Raw genomic sequence first — 16,705 nt, 5'->3', positions numbered from 1 at the left:
GTGTTATGAAAAAGAAAATAGAGGGCATTCTGACGGCCATCGTCACCACCTTTGACCGTGACGGCGCCTTTGACCCGGTGACGCAGCGCGAGCAGGTCAGACGGCAGATCAACGCCGGTAACGGGATCTTCTGCGGCGGCACCAACGGCGAATTCTTTGTCCTGAACGAGCAGGAGAAAATTGCCGTCACCACAACCTGCGTCGATGAGGCCAACGGCCGGGTGCCGGTGGTGGCGCACATCGGGGAGATTTCGACCCGCGAAACCGTCCGGCTCGGCCAGCAGATTGGCCGCCTGGGCGTGGATGCGGTGTCCGCGATCACGCCGTGGTTTGTTCCGCTGAAACAGCAGGAGCTGATTGACCACTATCAGCGCGTGGCGGATGCACTGACGGTGCCGCTGTTCCTCTACAACATCCCGGCGCGCACCGGCAACACCCTGCAGCCCGACACAGTGCGTACGCTGGCGGCGCACCCGAACATCATCGGCATCAAAGATTCCGCCGGCAGCTATGAGAGCCTGCGCGGATTTCTGCAGGCCACCGCCGACTGCGAAGGCTTCGATGTCCTGAACGGCCCGGATTCACTGATCCATCAGGGATTCGTTGAGGGCTGCCCGGCCTCCATTTCCGGGCTGGCGAACGTGGCCCCGGCGGCCATTAACGCGATCTGGGCGCGCTTCAGGGCCGGAGATATCGCCGGTTCGCAGCAGGCGCAGGAGAGCGTCACCGGCCTGCGTACCGCGCTCTACAGCATCGGTTTTTCACCGGCCGCCGTGAAAAAAGCGGTCAGCCTGCAGGGCTTTGAGGTTGGTGAAAGTCGCTATGCGGTGCAGTTCAGCGCCGAAGAGCAGCAGCAGATTCGTCAAATCGTGAACCACTACCTGCAATAACGTCCATCGCCTTTGTACCCTATCGGTCAGATGAGAACGAGCCTGAGGGCCGCCATCTGCCAGAACAATCGAGGTCATGATGAAAGCATTTTCAACTGAAAGCACCTTGCTCATCGTCGGCATGGTGGTCGCCTATATCCTGTTTACCACCTGGCTGACCTGGCGGCTGCGCAGTAAAACCAGCGGCGACTTTATGGAAGGCTCGCGCGCGATGCCGGCCTTTATTGTCGGCATCATGCTGATGTCCGAGTATATCGGGGCAAAATCGACCATCGGGACTGCACAGGCGGCCTTTGAGGATGGCTTCGCCGCCTCCTGGTCGGTCATTGGCGCGGCGATAGGTTTTCCGCTGTTTGGCCTGATTCTGGTCAAACGCATCTATAACACCGGGAAGATCACGATCTCCGGCGCGATCGCCGAGAAATATGGCAGCTCGACCAAAAATATTATCTCGCTGATCATGATCTATGCGCTGCTGCTGGTGAACGTCGGTAACTACATCAGCGGCGCGGCGGCAATCTCCACCGTGTTAAAAATCGATCTGACCCAGGCGGCCTTTATCACGGCGGTGGTCAGTACTTTCTACTTCGCGTTTGGCGGCATGAAGGGCGTCGCCTGGGTGACGCTGCTGCACAGCGCCATCAAGTACGCCGGGATCCTGATTATTCTCTATGTGGCGCTGAAAATGACCGGTGGCGTTGCGCCGATGATTGAGAAAATGCCCGCGTTCTACTGGACATGGGATGGGCATGTCGGGGCCAGCACCATTGTGGCCTGGCTGATTGGCACCGTGGGATCGATCTTCTGTACCCAGTTTGTGATCCAGGCGATCTCCTCCACCAAAGATGTGAAGTCTGCGAAACGCGCCACCTGGGTCGCCTTTGTTTTCTGTCTGCCTATCGGCCTGGCGATGGCGCTGATTGGCGTGGCGGCGAAGTTTGCTCATCCCGATATTAAAAGCCTCTATGCGCTGCCGGTGTTTCTGCAGGATATGTCACCGTGGCTGGCCGGGATTGTCACCACCTCGCTGGTGGCCTCGATCTTCGTCAGCGTCGGCACGGTTGCCCTGGCTATCGCCTCGCTGGTCGTGAAAGATTTCTATGTGCCCTATCGTAAGCCGACCCCGGAGCGCGAATTTAAGGTCACGCGCTGGATCTCGATCGCTATCGGCTTCTTCCCGCTGCTGTTTGTCCTGTTCTTCCCGGAAGTGCTGAAGCTCTCCTTCTTTACCCGCGCGATCCGTCTGTCGATCACCGTGGTCGCCATCATGGCGTTCTATCTGCCATGGTTTAAGAGCACGCGCGGCGCAAATGCGGGTCTGATTGGCGCCTGTCTGGTTACCTCCGTCTGGTTCCTGATGGGCAATCCCTTTGGTATCGACAATATGTATGTGGCGCTGATTACGCCGGCCATCATTATGGTGATTGACCGCTGCATCCCGTCACGTCAGTCTCAGCCTCAACCGCAACACAACGCACAAAAAAGTGGAGCCTAATATGACTCAGGAAACCGTCACCGCAGAACGTACCGGCCAGCTTGCGCCGCACCCGCAGGATAGCGCGCAGCAGGTTGCGATGCTGCCCTCCTCCTGCCCGCAGAACCATGCCGCCAACCTGCTGCCGCTGCCCGATGGCGATCTGCTCTGCGTCTGGTTTGGCGGCACTCAGGAGGGGATCGCCGATATCTCTGTCTGGTGCTCACGACTGAAAAAAGGCAGCGATCGCTGGAGTGACGCAGAGAAACTCTCTGAGGATCCGGGGCGTTCAGAACAGAACCCGGTGCTGTTCCTTGATCCTGACCAGGTGCTGTGGCTGCTCTGGACGGCGCAGAAGTCGGGCAATCAGGACACCGCGATCGTCCGCTATCGCCAGTCTCACGATCTGGGCCAGAGCTGGGGCGAAATCCGCACCCTGCTCGATAAGCCCGGCACCTTTATTCGTCAGCCGATCGTGGTACTGCCTAACGGCAACTGGCTGCTGCCGGTCTTTTACTGCCTGACGCGGCCCGGAGAGAAATGGGTCGGCAGCTATGATGTCAGCGCGGTGAAAATCTCGGAAGATAAGGGCCGCAGCTGGCGCGACGTCAGCGTGCCTGACAGCACCGGCTGCGTGCACATGAACGTCACGCTGCTGGAGGATGGCTCCCTGCTGGCGCTCTACCGCAGCCGCTGGGCCGACCATATCTATCAGAGCCGCTCCTTTGATCAGGGTGAGAGCTGGAGCGCGCCTGAGCCGCTGTCGCTGCCCAACAATAACTCCTCCCTTCAGGTCACCACGCTGCGCAACGGTCATCTGGCGCTGGTGTTCAACGCCATGAGCGCAGAAGGGGCCAGCGAACGGCGGCAGTCGCTGTATGACGAGATCGAAGATGATGAAGAGGCGGGAGAAGGTGACGTGGCGGTCGCCGCCGAGCCGGTGGTGCAGAGCGGTCGTACCGCCTTCTGGGGCGCGCCACGCGCACCGATGACGCTGGCAATCTCCACGGATGGCGGAAAAAGCTGGCCGCTGCAGCGCAATCTGGATGAGGGCGACGGCTACTGCATGACCAATAACTCCCGGCAGAAGCTGAACCGTGAATTCTCCTACCCCAGCATCAAACAGGGGATAAATGGCGAACTGCATATCGCCTACACCTGGTATCGTCAGGCGATTAAGTATGTGCGCGTTGAGGAGTCCTGGGTGCAGGGCGGTGACGCGTGATCGCGCGGATGGCGCTGGTGACCGGGGCCAGCTCCGGCATCGGCCAGGCGATCGCGGAGCGTCTGCTCACAGCAGGCTGGCAGGTAGTGGGCCTGAGCCGCTCAGCCATCAGCCGGGCGGAAAGCGGCTGGCAGAGTCATCAGATCGATATCAGCGACAGCAAGGCATTGCAGGCGTTACTGGAGAGACTGCCGGTGCCGCAGGCGGTGGTCCACGCAGCAGGCATGATGCAGGCCGCGCCGCTGGGAGAGCTGGACGGCGAGGCCAGCGCACGCCTGTGGCAGCTGCATGTTGCCGCTGCTGAACAGCTGGCGAATCACTTTGCGCCGCGGATGCAGGCGGGCGGCAGGATCGTGCTGCTGGGGAGCCGTACCTCAGGCGGCGCGGCGGGCCGCAGTCAGTATGTGGCGACCAAGTCGGCGATGATCGGCATGGTCCGCAGCTGGGCCGCAGAGCTGGCCCCGCGTGGCATCACGGCAAACATCGTGGCGCCCGGTGCCACCGAAACGCCGATGCTGCAGCAGCCAGGCCGGGCCAGTTCACCGCCCCGCCTGCCGCCGATTGGCCGTTACATTCAGCCGGAGGAGGTCGCGGGACTGGTCGATTTCCTGCTCTCTCCGGCGGCGGCGGCGATCACCGGTCAGCAGCTGGTGATGTGCGGCGGCGCGTCGCTGAGTTAGCGCACAGGCCGGGTGACGCTGGTCGCCCGGCTGTGATTACCGGACAGGTTTACCATACTGATTAACGAACTGGCGATAGGCGGCGATCACCAGCAGGAAGTCTTCGATACCGCAGAACGAGAGGCTCTCTTCGTCGTAGTAGTTCATCCCCTCCTCCATGCCATCATCTTCCAGCGCCAGCAGATTGGCGCGAATCATCACCTCCTCCTCATCCAGCAGAATGGTGTATTCGCTGCCGATGCGCTGCCACTGACGCACGCTGCCTTTAACATCTTCGATGGCCGCTTCCACTTCATCCAGCAGACCCGGATCGTTTTTGACCTCTTCGTTGAACCAGTGGCCGACCGCTTCATGATCCATCGACATGCGGACCTTAATCTGTCCGGTCACATCGCGTAAAAATTCATATTCCATCGCCCGTTCCTCTCAACGTCGTCGCGTCACCTGATAAGTGTCCGTGCTGCCTGTGCAGCAAAGTGTGACACGTCGCGCATTATTACAGGCTGTCTGGCGAAATCCAGCTTTTGATTGTCCTGCTGCCCGATCGTCAGACGTAAAAAAGGGGCGAATCATCGCCCCTTCTCTCACGCTGTCGGGTGAATAATCAGACCGCAGTCTGGAAAATCACGCCGTCAGCTTTCTCGGTGTACTGCGCCAGCTGGTCGAAGTTGAGATAGCGATAAGTGTCGCTGGCCGTTTTATCGACCTGCGCCATAAATTGCTGATACTCGTCCGGCGTAGGCAGTTTGCCCAGCAGAGACGCGACCGCGGCCAGCTCTGCTGACGCCAGATAGACGTTCGCGCCTGTTCCCAGACGGTTCGGGAAGTTACGGGTCGAGGTAGAGACGACCGTCGAACCATCTGCCACACGCGCCTGGTTACCCATGCAGAGTGAACAGCCCGGGATCTCAATACGCGCACCGCTTTTGCCGAAGACACTGTAGTAGCCCTCTTCGGTCAGCTGAGCCGCATCCATCTTGGTTGGCGGTGCCACCCACAGACGGGTTGGCAGCTGGCCTTTGTGGCTGTCCAGCAGCTTACCGGCGGCACGGAAGTGACCAATGTTGGTCATGCAGGAGCCGATAAACACTTCGTCGATCTTCTCACCCTGAACGTCAGAGAGCAGACGGGCATCGTCCGGATCGTTTGGCGCACAGAGGATCGGCTCTTTGATGTCGGCCAGATCGATTTCGATCACGGCCGCATATTCCGCGTCCGCATCGGCTTCCAGCAGCTGAGGATCGGCCAGCCATTTCTCCATGCTCTCAACACGACGCTCCAGCGTACGGCGGTCGCCGTAACCTTCTGCGATCATCCACTTCAGCAGCACGATGTTGGAGTTGAGGTATTCGATAATCGGCGCTTTATCCAGCTTGATGGTGCAGCCCGCAGCGGAGCGTTCCGCTGACGCATCGGACAGCTCAAACGCCTGCTCGACTTTGAGATCCGGCAGACCTTCGATTTCCAGGATGCGGCCAGAGAAGATGTTTTTCTTCCCTTTCTTCTCAACGGTCAGCAGACCCTGTTTGATGGCATACAGCGGAATGGCGTGAACCAGATCGCGCAGGGTGATGCCTGGCTGCATCTTACCTTTGAAGCGCACCAGCACCGATTCCGGCATGTCGAGCGGCATTACGCCCGTCGCGGCAGCAAACGCCACCAGGCCTGAACCCGCCGGGAAAGAGATACCGATAGGGAAACGGGTATGGGAGTCACCGCCGGTGCCCACGGTATCCGGCAGCAGCATACGGTTCAGCCAGCTGTGGATAATGCCGTCGCCCGGACGCAGTGAGACACCGCCACGGTTCATGATGAAGTCTGGCAGGGTGTGATGCGTGTTCACATCGACCGGCTTCGGATAGGCCGCGGTGTGACAGAAGGACTGCATAACCAGGTCGGTCGAGAAGCCCAGGCAAGCCAGATCTTTCAGCTCGTCACGGGTCATCGGGCCGGTGGTATCCTGCGAGCCGACCGAGGTCATCTTCGGTTCGCAATAGGCACCCGGACGCACGCCGGTTACGCCACAGGCGCGGCCAACCATTTTCTGCGCCAGCGAGAAGCCACGGCTGCTCTCTGCCACATCTTTCGCCTGACGGAATACGGTGCTGTGCGGCAGACCCAGCGACTCGCGCGCTTTGCTGGTCAGGCCACGGCCGATGATCAGCGGAATACGGCCACCGGCACGCACTTCGTCGATCAGCACTTCGGTTTTGAGTTCGAAGTTTGCCAGCAGCTCATTGGTTTCGTGGTTGCGGACTTCACCTTTGAACGGATAGATGTCGATGACATCACCCATGTTCAGGTTGTTCACGTCCACTTCAATCGGCAGAGCGCCCGCATCTTCCATCGTGTTGAAGAAGATCGGTGCAATTTTGCTGCCCAGCACCACGCCGCCGCCTTTTTTATTTGGCACGTTCGGGATGTCGTCGCCCATAAACCACAGCACCGAGTTGGTGGCGGATTTACGTGAAGAACCGGTTCCGACCACGTCACCGACGTAAGCCAGCGGGAAGCCTTTGGTCTTCAGTGCTTCGATCTGTTTGATCGGGCCGATGTTGCCAGCTTCATCCGGTTCGATGCCATCGCGGGCATTCTTCAGCATCGCCAGGGCGTGCAGAGGGATATCGGGACGTGACCAGGCATCCGGTGCCGGAGAGAGGTCATCGGTGTTGGTTTCGCCGGTGACCTTGAACACCGTAACGGTGATCTTTTCCGCCAGCTCAGGGCGTGACAGATACCATTCGGCGTCTGCCCATGACTGCATCACCTGCTTCGCGTATTCATTACCCGCTTTCGCTTTCTCTTCGACATCATAGAAGTTGTCGAACATCAGCAGCGTGTGGGAAAGGGCTTTCGCCGCGCCTGGAGCCAGTCGGCTGTCATCCAGCGCCTCGATCAGCGGATGAATGTTGTAACCGCCCTGCATGGTGCCGAGCAGTTCAACCGCTTTTTCAGGAGTAATCAGAGGAGAGGTTGCTTCGCCTTTGGCGACAGCCGCCAGGAAACCGGCTTTGACATACGCCGCTTCATCGACGCCAGGTGGGACGCGGTTGACCAACAGATCGGTCAAAAATTCTTCTTCACCCGCAGGTGGATTTTTCAGCAGTTCAACCAGCGCGGCCATCTGGGAAGCCTCTAAAGGCTTAGGTACAATTCCCTGGGCAGCACGCTCGGCAACGTGCTTACGGTATTCTTCTAGCACGACGTTATCCTCGCTCTCATTATGTAGGGCTTTCCGACCACCTTGCTCACTTATGGAGAACACACTTCCCTTTCTCGTCCAGGTTGAGGTGCCCGGTTTCGCGGAGGGCAGAATAGCAGGATTCCGGCTGTTTGTTAATCTGTTTACAAAAATACAACATAATCTCCTGTGCTCATTCTGCCCTACTCTCTCGATGCATCCGCCCGATCAGCCTGCCGGAACCAACCCGACACCTACCGATGCACCGACCGGAAATTCCCGGGCAGGCCTGTCCGCGATGACGCAATTTTAGTGAACGGATTCAGAGGAATAGATAACCTGCCGGAATGGAAGCTCGCCCGCGCGGCGCTTATCGCAGCGGTGAGCGCAGAAAGATTCGAACCGCGGATATATCAGGAGAACGACGGCGTCAGTTTGGTTTCATGCCATGCTTCCCGGCCTGCGGCAGCAGACTTTCAGAAAACGGGCAGTGCGCCGACCGTTTTTTGCGGGCAGCGCGAAGGGGTCGTCTGAAACAGATAACAGAAGAGGCCGCCCGGGCCTCTTCTGAATGATGATTAGTTTTTCAGGCTGGCTGGCCAGTCGGCTGGCAGCTGGTCAGGCGGGCAGTCCACCACGCTTTCATTGTTTTCACCCACATCACGAATCAGGGTCAGCGTCGCAAACTCATCAATGATTTCGGTGGGATAAGCCGGGCCCGCTTCGCGTAATGCTGCCATCTCTTCCAGATGATCGTTCTGGAAGCAGACTGTTTTTTCAGGATTATTCATTACCCAGCGCGGGAAGAAGATGGTGCCGTGGAAAATTTTGTCGGTCAGGTTAACGGCCAGGCTGACATCCGTACCGGTTGGCTCAGTCCAGGAGACTTTGTAGACGTCCTGCGCCAGACGAACGACATAAACGTGCTGATTTTTAACCCAGCGGTTACCGACCATGCCGCTGTGAATCCGATAGTCGATGGTGCTGGCGTTTTTAATATAAAGCTCGTAGTTCCAGCCGTTGTCATAGGTATAAACCAGATGTTTGCCGACGATGCCTGACAGGTCATGTTTATCAAAAGTGCTCATGATTTATTCCTCATCTGTTTTCGTTGAGAAGATTATTGCGCGTTACAAAAGCGATTAATAACGCTATTTTTAGCACTAAATTATTCAATTTTTAGATGAGTCAGCATGTATAAAACGACGCTTGAGCAGTGGTATCTGCTCGATGAGGTGGTGAATACGGGCAGCTTCGCGCTGGCTGCAGAGAAGAATCATCGCAGCCAGTCCTCGCTGAGCTACCAGCTGGGCCTGCTCCAGCAGCGACTGGGGATGACGCTGCTGGAGCAGGAGGGCCGTCGCGCCGTCCTGAACGCGGAGGGACATCAGCTGCTTGCTCAGGTTCGTCCGCTACTGGTGGGATTCAGTGCGCTGGAGGCCAGGGCGAATGCGCTGCAACGCGGCGAACGTTCGCGCATCGATCTGATGGTTGACGCCACCCTGCCCAAGCCCCTGCTGTTTGATGTGCTCCAGACCTTTCAGCAGCGCTATCCGCATGTCCGCATCTGGTTAAGCGAAATCGTCCGCAGTGAGACGCCGGACAGACTGGCAGAGTATCAGGCCGATCTCTGGCTGGTCGCGCAGTATGGCGCAGAGCCGTTAGCGGGCGAAAGCCTGATGAGCGTCGATTTCGTCGCCGTCGCCCATCGCGACCATCCGCTGCACCGCGAACCGGCCCCGCTGGATGCGGCCACGCTGGCCCGCTGGCCCTGCGTCACCATTCTGGATCGCCAGCAACAGCAGCAGTCAGAGGTTAATGGCGAGCAGGCGGAGAACTGGTCATTTACCACGCTGTCGGCTGCGATTGAAGCGGTTCAGCATCAGTTAGGTTATGGCTGGCTGCCGGAACAGAATATCGCCGCCCTGCTGGAGAGCGGTGAACTCCGCCCTCTGCCGCTGCGCCAGGGCCGCCGGCGCAGCAGTACGCTGGTGATGCATATGAATGAAGAGAGGCTGCCCGGCAACAGCGCCATTGCTGAACTGGCGCAGATGTTTGTTGAACGGGTGGCGCAGGAGAAGCAAAAGGTTAAGCCTTAAATCGCCCTATTTCGGGGTGCGCAAAAGAGAGACGCCACGGTTGCGATTGTTCGGCTACAGCCGCTAACGCGGTGAGGAGAATGTCCTTTTCAGCGCAATATCTTGCCGGGCAGTAGCTGCGTGACTCACCCTCAGATAGCCATTCGCTTTCTCTGTCTTTTTCAGCCGCAGTGCGGAATTACTTTTCAGTCCTGCCGGACTGAGCCGTGATCCGCTCAAGCGCAACCTGCGCTAAAAAGCCCGAACGACTTTTATATTCAGGCTGTGAAGCTACGCAACGATCGATGCGATCAATCAGGGACTTAGGCAGGGTAACATTGATTTTTTCTGAGCCACCCAGCAAACGAATCACATCAACATCGACCAGGGCCCAGATATAACCCTGATAGTCGGGATGGGTTGCCAGCGCCTCAATCGTCGAGACAGCAGGGATCGCATGTCCAAGCTCGACGCATAATTCGATATGCCCGGTTATCGCCTCTTTTGCATTTTTTATCGCTTCATCCAGCGTCTCTCCGGCAGAGAAACATCCGGGTAAATCAGGCACGATGACGCCATAGGCGTGTTCATCATCACCGGCTTCTATTGCAATGGGATAAAACATATCAACCTCTTCGCGCAGGCGGGATTAAATCTTCGCCTGCTTTCTTATGCTTTTTACCGTACCGATGGGTAAGTCCTTTTTGGGGTGAGGCACCGTAACCAGCCCCGGTTTAGCAGGATGAGTAAAATGGTAATGGCTACCGTTTATCCTTATCAGCATCCAGCCATCAGCTCTGATTTATGCAATTAATCTGCTGCTGTCCATTGCGACGTCCTGTCCGTTGCCCGTCAGGATAAAATAACCCCAATAACTCCTCCGGACAACCCCTTAGCAGCACTGCCTCCTGTGTGACCTGAAAAATTTCAGACATCCCGCCCGGCATCCGGCGCAAAAAAAAGCTCCCGTAACGGGAGCTTTTTTTCACTGCGGCAGAAACTTACTTCTTCTTCGCTTTCGCGTTAGGCAGATCGGTGATGCTGCCTTCGAAGATCTCTGCAGCCAGACCGACTGACTCATGCAGGGTCGGGTGAGCGTGGATAGTCAGCGCGATATCTTCCGCATCACAACCCATCTCAATCGCCAGACCGATCTCACCTAACAGCTCGCCGCCGTTGGTGCCGACAATCGCACCACCGATGACACGGTGAGTCTCTTTGTCGAAGATCAGTTTGGTCATGCCTTCTGCACAATCGGAGGCGATCGCACGGCCAGAGGCCGCCCAAGGGAAGGTCGCTGTCTCATAGCTGATACCCTTCTCTTTCGCTTCTTTCTCGGTCAGACCGACCCAGGCAACTTCTGGCTCGGTGTAGGCAATAGAAGGGATTACTTTCGGATCGAAGTAGTGCTTCAGACCGGAGATCACTTCGGCTGCCACATGGCCTTCATGCACACCTTTGTGCGCCAGCATTGGCTGACCGACGATGTCGCCGATAGCGTAGATGTGTGGCACGTTGGTACGCATCTGCTTGTCGACGCGGATGAAGCCACGGTCGTCCACTTCCACGCCCGCTTTACCGGCATCCAGACCTTTACCGTTCGGTACGCGACCGATCGCCACCAGCACGGCATCATAACGCTGCGCTTCGCCCGGTGCTTTTTTCCCTTCCATCGAAACGTAAATGCCATCGTCTTTTGCTTCAACGGCGGTCACTTTGGTTTCCAGCATCAGGTTAAATTTCTTGCTGATTTTCTTGGTAAAGACTTTAACAACGTCTTTATCCGCAGCCGGGATAACCTGGTCGAACATTTCGACCACGTCGATCTCTGAACCCAGCGCATGATACACGGTCGCCATTTCCAGACCGATGATACCGCCACCCATAACCAGCAGGCGCTTCGGCACTTCTTTCAGTTCCAGTGCATCGGTAGAGTCCCAGACGCGTGGATCTTCATGCGGGATGAATGGCAGTTCGATAGGGCGTGAACCCGCAGCGATGATGGCATTATCGAAGTTGATGGTGGTCGCGCCGCCTTCTCCTTCAACCACCAGGGTGTTAGCACCGGTGAATTTGCCCAGGCCGTTAACCACGGTGACTTTACGCCCTTTTGCCATTCCTGACAGGCCGCCAGTCAACTGGTTGATAACCTTCTCTTTCCAGCTGCGAATCTTGTTAATATCAGTAGAGGGCTGACCAAACACAATGCCGTGCTCTTCAAGGGCTTTCGCCTCTTCAATCACTTTGGCAACGTGCAGCAGCGCCTTAGAGGGGATACAACCGACGTTCAGACAAACACCGCCCAGGGTGCTGTAACGCTCAACCAGTACGGTTTCCAGACCTAAATCCGCACAACGGAAGGCTGCAGAGTAACCTGCAGGACCTGCCCCAAGTACCACGACCTGGGTTTTAATCTCTGTACTCATCATGACCTCTTAATTGATATCCGGCGGGTCAGACGTTCTTATAATGCCCTTGTTCCACCGGGACTTTCACCGCAAGAGTTTACAGAATTGTTAACAAACTGCCAACCGCGGCGCGACGAATCGTTAAAGGAAGGCCGGCATCCGCCGGCCTTCTTTACATTTACATAACTAAACGACGAATGTCGGACAGCATATTGCCAATAATGGTGATGAATCTTGCACCATCGGCACCGTCGATTACGCGGTGGTCGAAGGAGAGAGAAATCGGCATCATCAGACGCGGCATAAACTCTTTGCCGTTCCATACCGGTTCCATCGCCGACTTAGAGACACCCAGAATAGCCACTTCCGGCGCGTTCACGATCGGCGCGAAGTGTGTGGTGCCCAGGCCACCCAGGCTGGAGATGGTGAAACATCCGCCCTGCATGTCGCCCGCCGTCAGTTTACCGTCACGCGCTTTCTTCGAAATCGCCATCAGTTCACGGGACAGCTCGGTGATGCCCTTCTTGTTCACGTCTTTAAAGACCGGAACTACCAGGCCGTTTGGCGTATCAACCGCCACACCGATGTTGATATATTTTTTCAGCGTCAGTTTCTGCGCATCTTCAGAGAGTGAGCTGTTGAAACGTGGCATCTGCTCCAGCGCAGCCGCCACGGCCTTCATGATGAACACGACAGGCGTGTACTTCACATCCAGCTTGCGCTTCTCTGCTTCCGCATTCTGCTGCTTACGGAAAGCTTCCAGCTCGGTGATATCGGTTTTGTCGAAATGCGTAACGTGCGGGATCATCACCCAGTTACGGCTCAGGTTCGCGCCAGAGATTTTCTGGATGCGACCCAGTTCGACTTCTTCGACTTCGCCAAACTTGCTGAAGTCCACTTTCGGCCACGGCAGCATGCCTGGCAGACCGCCACCGCTGGCAGCAGCCGGTGCCGCTTCAGCGCGCTTCACCGCCTCTTTCACGTAAGTCTGCACGTCTTCTTTCAGAATGCGACCTTTGCGACCGGTGCCTTTGACTTTCGCCAGGTTTACACCGAACTCACGCGCCAGGCGACGGATCACCGGGGTGGCGTGAACGTAAGCGTCGTTCTCTGCGAACTCACCTTTGCTGTCCGTTTTCGCTGCGGCGGGTGCAGGCGCTGTGGCTTTCGCTTCAGGTTTAGCAGCCGGAGCCGGGGCAGCATCCTGCTTCGCCGCCGCAGGTGCTGCTGGCGCAGCCCCTTCGACTTCGAACACCATGATCAGGGAGCCGGTGCTGACTTTATCGCCGGTCGCGACTTTCAGCTCTTTGACCGTCCCCGCAAACGGCGCAGGCACTTCCATTGAGGCTTTATCGCCTTCCACGACGATCAGTGACTGTTCGGCCTCGACTTTGTCGCCGACTTTCACCAGAACCTCGGTGACTTCGACTTCATCACCGCCGATGTCCGGGACGTTAACCTCTTTCGCGCCTGCGGCGGCGGCAGGTGCCGATGCCGCTTCTTCTTTCATCGCTGGCTTCGCGTCAGAGGCCGGTGCTGCGCCTTCTGCTTCAAAGACCATGATGGGTGAACCGGTGCTGACTTTGTCGCCGGTCGAGATGGTGATCTCTTTGACCACGCCCGCGAACGGTGCCGGGACTTCCATCGACGCTTTGTCGCCTTCGACCACGATCAGTGACTGCTCGGCTTCGACTTTATCGCCGACCTTCACCAGAATCTCAGTGACTTCCACTTCGTCACCGCCGATATCCGGCACCGCCACGTCTTTGCTGGCCGTGGCCGCAGCCGCGGCTGGCGCAGGTGCCGCATCCGCTTTCTTCTCCGGGGCAGCGGCAGGGGCGGCTTCCGCAGCGCCCTCTGCTTCAAACATCATGATCAGCGAGCCGGTTTCAACTTTGTCACCGGTAGAGATCTTAATCTCTTTCACTACGCCAGCCTGTGGCGACGGCACTTCCATTGAGGCTTTGTCGCCTTCCACGGTGATCAGCGACTGCTCGGCTTCCACCTTGTCGCCAACTTTCACCAGAATCTCGGTGACTTCAACTTCGTCAGACCCGATATCCGGTACCTTAATTTCGATAGCCATTACTCTCTTACCTCTTAAGCCAGACGCGGGTTAACTTTATCGGCATCGATATTGAATTTGGTGATCGCATCGGCCACCACTTTCTTCTCGATCTCGCCGCGTTTAGCCAGCTCACCCAGCGCGGCAACCACCACATAAGATGCATCAACTTCAAAGTGATGACGCAGATTCTCACGGCTGTCAGAGCGACCAAAACCATCTGTACCCAGTACGCGATAATCGCTGGAAGGGACATAGCTACGAACCTGCTCAGCGAACAGTTTCATGTAGTCGGTTGAGGCGACTGCTGGCGCGTCGTTCATCACCTGAGCGATGTAAGGCACGCGCGCTTCTTCTGTCGGATGCAGCATGTTCCAGCGCTCACAATCCTGGCCATCACGCGCCAGTTCGGTGAACGAGGTCACGCTGTAGACATCGGAGCCGATACCGTAATCTTTCGCCAGGATCTGCGCCGCTTCACGCACATGACGCAGGATAGAACCTGAGCCCAGCAGCTGCACTTTGCCCTTGCTGCCCTCTACCGTTTCCAGTTTGTAGATACCTTTACGGATACCCTCTTCCGCGCCCTGCGGCATGGCTGGCATGTGGTAGTTTTCGTTCAGCGTGGTGATGTAGTAGTAAATGTTCTCCTGCGCTTCGCCATACATACGCACCAGACCGTCGTGCATGATGACAGCGACTTCATAGGCGTAAGAAGGATCGTAAGAGATACAGTTCGGGATCGTCAGCGACTGAATGTGGCTGTGACCATCTTCATGCTGCAGACCTTCGCCGTTCAGAGTCGTACGACCCGAGGTGCCGCCGACCAGGAAGCCGCGCGCCTGCTGATCGCCTGCCAGCCACATCAGATCGCCGATACGCTGGAAGCCGAACATGGAGTAGTAGATGTAGAACGGGATCATCGGCAGGTTGTTGGTGCTGTAAGAGGTCGCCGCCGCCAGCCAGGATGAACCTGCGCCCAGCTCGTTGATCCCTTCCTGCAGAATCTGGCCTTTCTCATCTTCTTTGTAGTACGCAACCTGCTCACGGTCCTGCGGCGTATACTGCTGGCCGTTCGGGCTGTAGATACCGATCTGGCGGAACAGACCTTCCATACCAAAGGTACGCGCTTCGTCGGCGAGGATCGGAACCAGACGATCTTTGATCGACTTGTTCTTCAGCATCACGTTCAGGGCACGCACGAAGGCGATGGTGGTGGAGATCTCTTTGTTCTGCTCTTCCAGCAGCGCGCTGAACTCTTCCAGCGCCGGCATTTCCAGCTTTTCAGTGAACTTCGGCTGACGCGTTGGCAGGTAACCGCCTAACTTCTCGCGCTGCGCATGCAGGTAAGTGTGCTCTTCTGAGCCTTTTTCGAAGGTCACATATGGCAGTGATTCGATTTTGTCATCAGCAACCGGCACGTTGAAACGATCACGGATATAGCGCACGCCATCCATGTTCATTTTCTTCACCTGGTGGGCAATGTTTTTGCCTTCCGCGGTGTCGCCCATACCATAGCCTTTGATGGTATGCGCCAGGATCAGGACGGGCTTGCCTTTGGTGTCCTGCGCTTTTTTCAGCGCCGCGTAGATTTTCTTCGGATCGTGACCGCCACGGTTCAGTGACCAGATCTCATCGTCGGACATATCTTTAACCAGCGCCGCGGTTTCCGGATATTTACCGAAGAAGTGCTCACGCACATAGGCACCATCACGGGATTTAAAGGTCTGGTAGTCACCGTCGACGGTTTCGTTCATCAGCTGAATCAGCTTGCCGCTGGTATCTTTGCGCAGCAGCTCATCCCAGCGACCGCCCCAGATGACCTTGATCACTTCCCAGCCAGCACCGGCAAAGATACCTTCCAGCTCGTTGATGATCTTGCCATTACCGGTGACCGGGCCATCCAGACGCTGCAGGTTGCAGTTGATGATGAAGACCAGGTTGTCCAGTTTTTCACGGGTCGCGATGGTGATCGCACCTTTTGATTCCGGCTCATCCATCTCGCCGTCACCCAGGAAGGCGTAAACGGTCTGGGCCGAGGTGTCTTTCAGACCACGGTGTTCCAGATATTTCAGGAACTTCGCCTGGTAGATCGCTGACAGCGGACCCAGACCCATAGAAACGGTCGGGAACTGCCAGAATTCCGGCATCAGTTTCGGATGCGGATAAGAAGAGAGGCCTTTGCCATCCACTTCCTGACGGAAGTTATTCATCTGCTCTTCGGTCAGGCGACCTTCAAGGAACGCACGGGCATAGATGCCCGGAGAGATATGGCCCTGGAAATAGACCAGATCGCCGCCATCCTTGTCACTGCGCGCACGGAAGAAGTGGTTAAAGCACACTTCATAAATCGTGGCAGAAGACTGGAAGGAGGACATATGGCCACCCAGTTCCAGATCTTTTTTGGATGCGCGCAGCACCGACATGATGGCGTTCCAGCGGATTGCGGAACGGATACGACGTTCAAGAGAGGTGTTGCCCGGATAGTCGGGTTCATCTTCAACGGCAATAGAGTTGATGTAGTTGCTGATTGCAGACGAACCTGCAGCCACATTGACGCCGCCTTTGCGGGCTGCACCCAGTACCTGATCGATCAGATACTGTGCACGTTCAACACCTTCTTCACGGATGACCGATTCGATCGCCTGTAGCCAGTCACGAGTTTCGATCGGATCCACGTCATTGTGTAAACGTTCTGACATGG

At 57.0% G+C, this 16,705-nt stretch carries 13 protein-coding genes; 5 read left to right on the top strand and 8 right to left on the bottom strand.

Translation table 11 applies throughout. The features are described from left to right. The first annotated feature begins 5 nt into the window (after nt 1-5). From ACNY69_RS16665 to ACNY69_RS16650, 4 genes are all read left to right on the top strand, one after another. On the top strand, nt 6-890 hold the full coding sequence (locus ACNY69_RS16665; RefSeq protein ID WP_367396085.1) for a dihydrodipicolinate synthase family protein: 885 nt from the start codon (nt 6-8) through the stop codon (nt 888-890). A gap of 79 nt (nt 891-969) precedes the next feature. Further along, entirely contained in the window at nt 970-2,385 is a 1,416-nt protein-coding gene (locus ACNY69_RS16660) for a sodium:solute symporter family protein (protein ID WP_111140861.1), read from the top strand. A 1-nt stretch (nt 2,386) separates the two neighbouring features. After that, on the top strand, nt 2,387-3,589 hold the full coding sequence (locus ACNY69_RS16655) for a sialidase family protein (protein WP_293774810.1): 1,203 nt from the start codon (nt 2,387-2,389) through the stop codon (nt 3,587-3,589). Further along, nucleotides 3,586-4,269 (top strand): SDR family NAD(P)-dependent oxidoreductase, encoded by a 684-nt coding sequence (locus ACNY69_RS16650; protein WP_111140847.1) that lies wholly within the window; start codon nt 3,586-3,588, stop codon nt 4,267-4,269. The genes ACNY69_RS16655 and ACNY69_RS16650 overlap by 4 nt, the downstream gene beginning before the upstream one ends. Before the next feature lie 36 nt (nt 4,270-4,305). On the opposite strand, the gene yacL is transcribed toward ACNY69_RS16650, so the two are convergent. From yacL to ACNY69_RS16635, 3 genes are all read right to left on the bottom strand, one after another. Beyond that, nucleotides 4,306-4,683 (bottom strand): protein YacL, encoded by a 378-nt coding sequence (gene yacL, locus ACNY69_RS16645; protein ID WP_061061620.1) that lies wholly within the window; start codon nt 4,681-4,683, stop codon nt 4,306-4,308. 190 nt (nt 4,684-4,873) lie between these two features. After that, nucleotides 4,874-7,471 carry a bifunctional aconitate hydratase 2/2-methylisocitrate dehydratase gene (gene acnB, locus ACNY69_RS16640; protein ID WP_111140846.1) on the bottom strand — a complete coding sequence of 866 codons (2,598 nt, stop codon included), beginning with the start codon at nt 7,469-7,471 and terminating at the stop codon, nt 4,874-4,876. A 557-nt stretch (nt 7,472-8,028) separates the two neighbouring features. After that, entirely contained in the window at nt 8,029-8,538 is a 510-nt protein-coding gene (locus ACNY69_RS16635; protein WP_111140845.1) for a phenolic acid decarboxylase, read from the bottom strand. 105 nt (nt 8,539-8,643) lie between these two features. Here ACNY69_RS16635 and ACNY69_RS16630 point away from each other — a divergent pair, with 105 nt between their 5' ends. Next, nucleotides 8,644-9,549 (top strand): LysR family transcriptional regulator, encoded by a 906-nt coding sequence (locus ACNY69_RS16630; RefSeq protein ID WP_293774803.1) that lies wholly within the window; start codon nt 8,644-8,646, stop codon nt 9,547-9,549. A gap of 178 nt (nt 9,550-9,727) precedes the next feature. Here the strand turns inward: ACNY69_RS16630 and ACNY69_RS16625 are convergent, their stop codons facing one another. From ACNY69_RS16625 to aceE, 5 genes are all read right to left on the bottom strand, one after another. Further along, nucleotides 9,728-10,153, bottom strand: coding sequence for a type II toxin-antitoxin system HicB family antitoxin (locus ACNY69_RS16625; RefSeq protein ID WP_111140843.1), 426 nt, complete (start codon nt 10,151-10,153; stop codon nt 9,728-9,730). Nucleotides 10,154-10,177: 24 nt separating this feature from the next. Next, nucleotides 10,178-10,330 carry a type II toxin-antitoxin system HicA family toxin gene (locus tag ACNY69_RS16620; protein WP_418799284.1) on the bottom strand — a complete coding sequence of 51 codons (153 nt, stop codon included), beginning with the start codon at nt 10,328-10,330 and terminating at the stop codon, nt 10,178-10,180. A gap of 199 nt (nt 10,331-10,529) precedes the next feature. Continuing rightward, entirely contained in the window at nt 10,530-11,954 is a 1,425-nt protein-coding gene (gene lpdA / locus ACNY69_RS16615) for a dihydrolipoyl dehydrogenase (protein ID WP_111140842.1), read from the bottom strand. A gap of 160 nt (nt 11,955-12,114) precedes the next feature. Then, a complete protein-coding gene (aceF, locus tag ACNY69_RS16610; RefSeq protein WP_111140841.1) occupies nt 12,115-14,022 on the bottom strand; it encodes a pyruvate dehydrogenase complex dihydrolipoyllysine-residue acetyltransferase in 1,908 nt (635 codons plus the stop codon). A gap of 14 nt (nt 14,023-14,036) precedes the next feature. Further along, nucleotides 14,037-16,703, bottom strand: a complete 2,667-nt coding sequence (gene aceE, locus ACNY69_RS16605) for a pyruvate dehydrogenase (acetyl-transferring), homodimeric type (RefSeq protein WP_293774796.1) — start codon at nt 16,701-16,703, stop codon at nt 14,037-14,039. Between the last annotated feature and the right edge of the window lie 2 nt (nt 16,704-16,705).

The sequence above is a fragment of the Pantoea graminicola genome (genome assembly GCF_048452665.1).
Taxonomy (GTDB): Bacteria; Pseudomonadota; Gammaproteobacteria; order Enterobacterales; family Enterobacteriaceae; genus Pantoea.
Note: the sequence above shows the minus strand (reverse complement) of the source record. Positions and strands in the feature narration are given on the sequence as shown.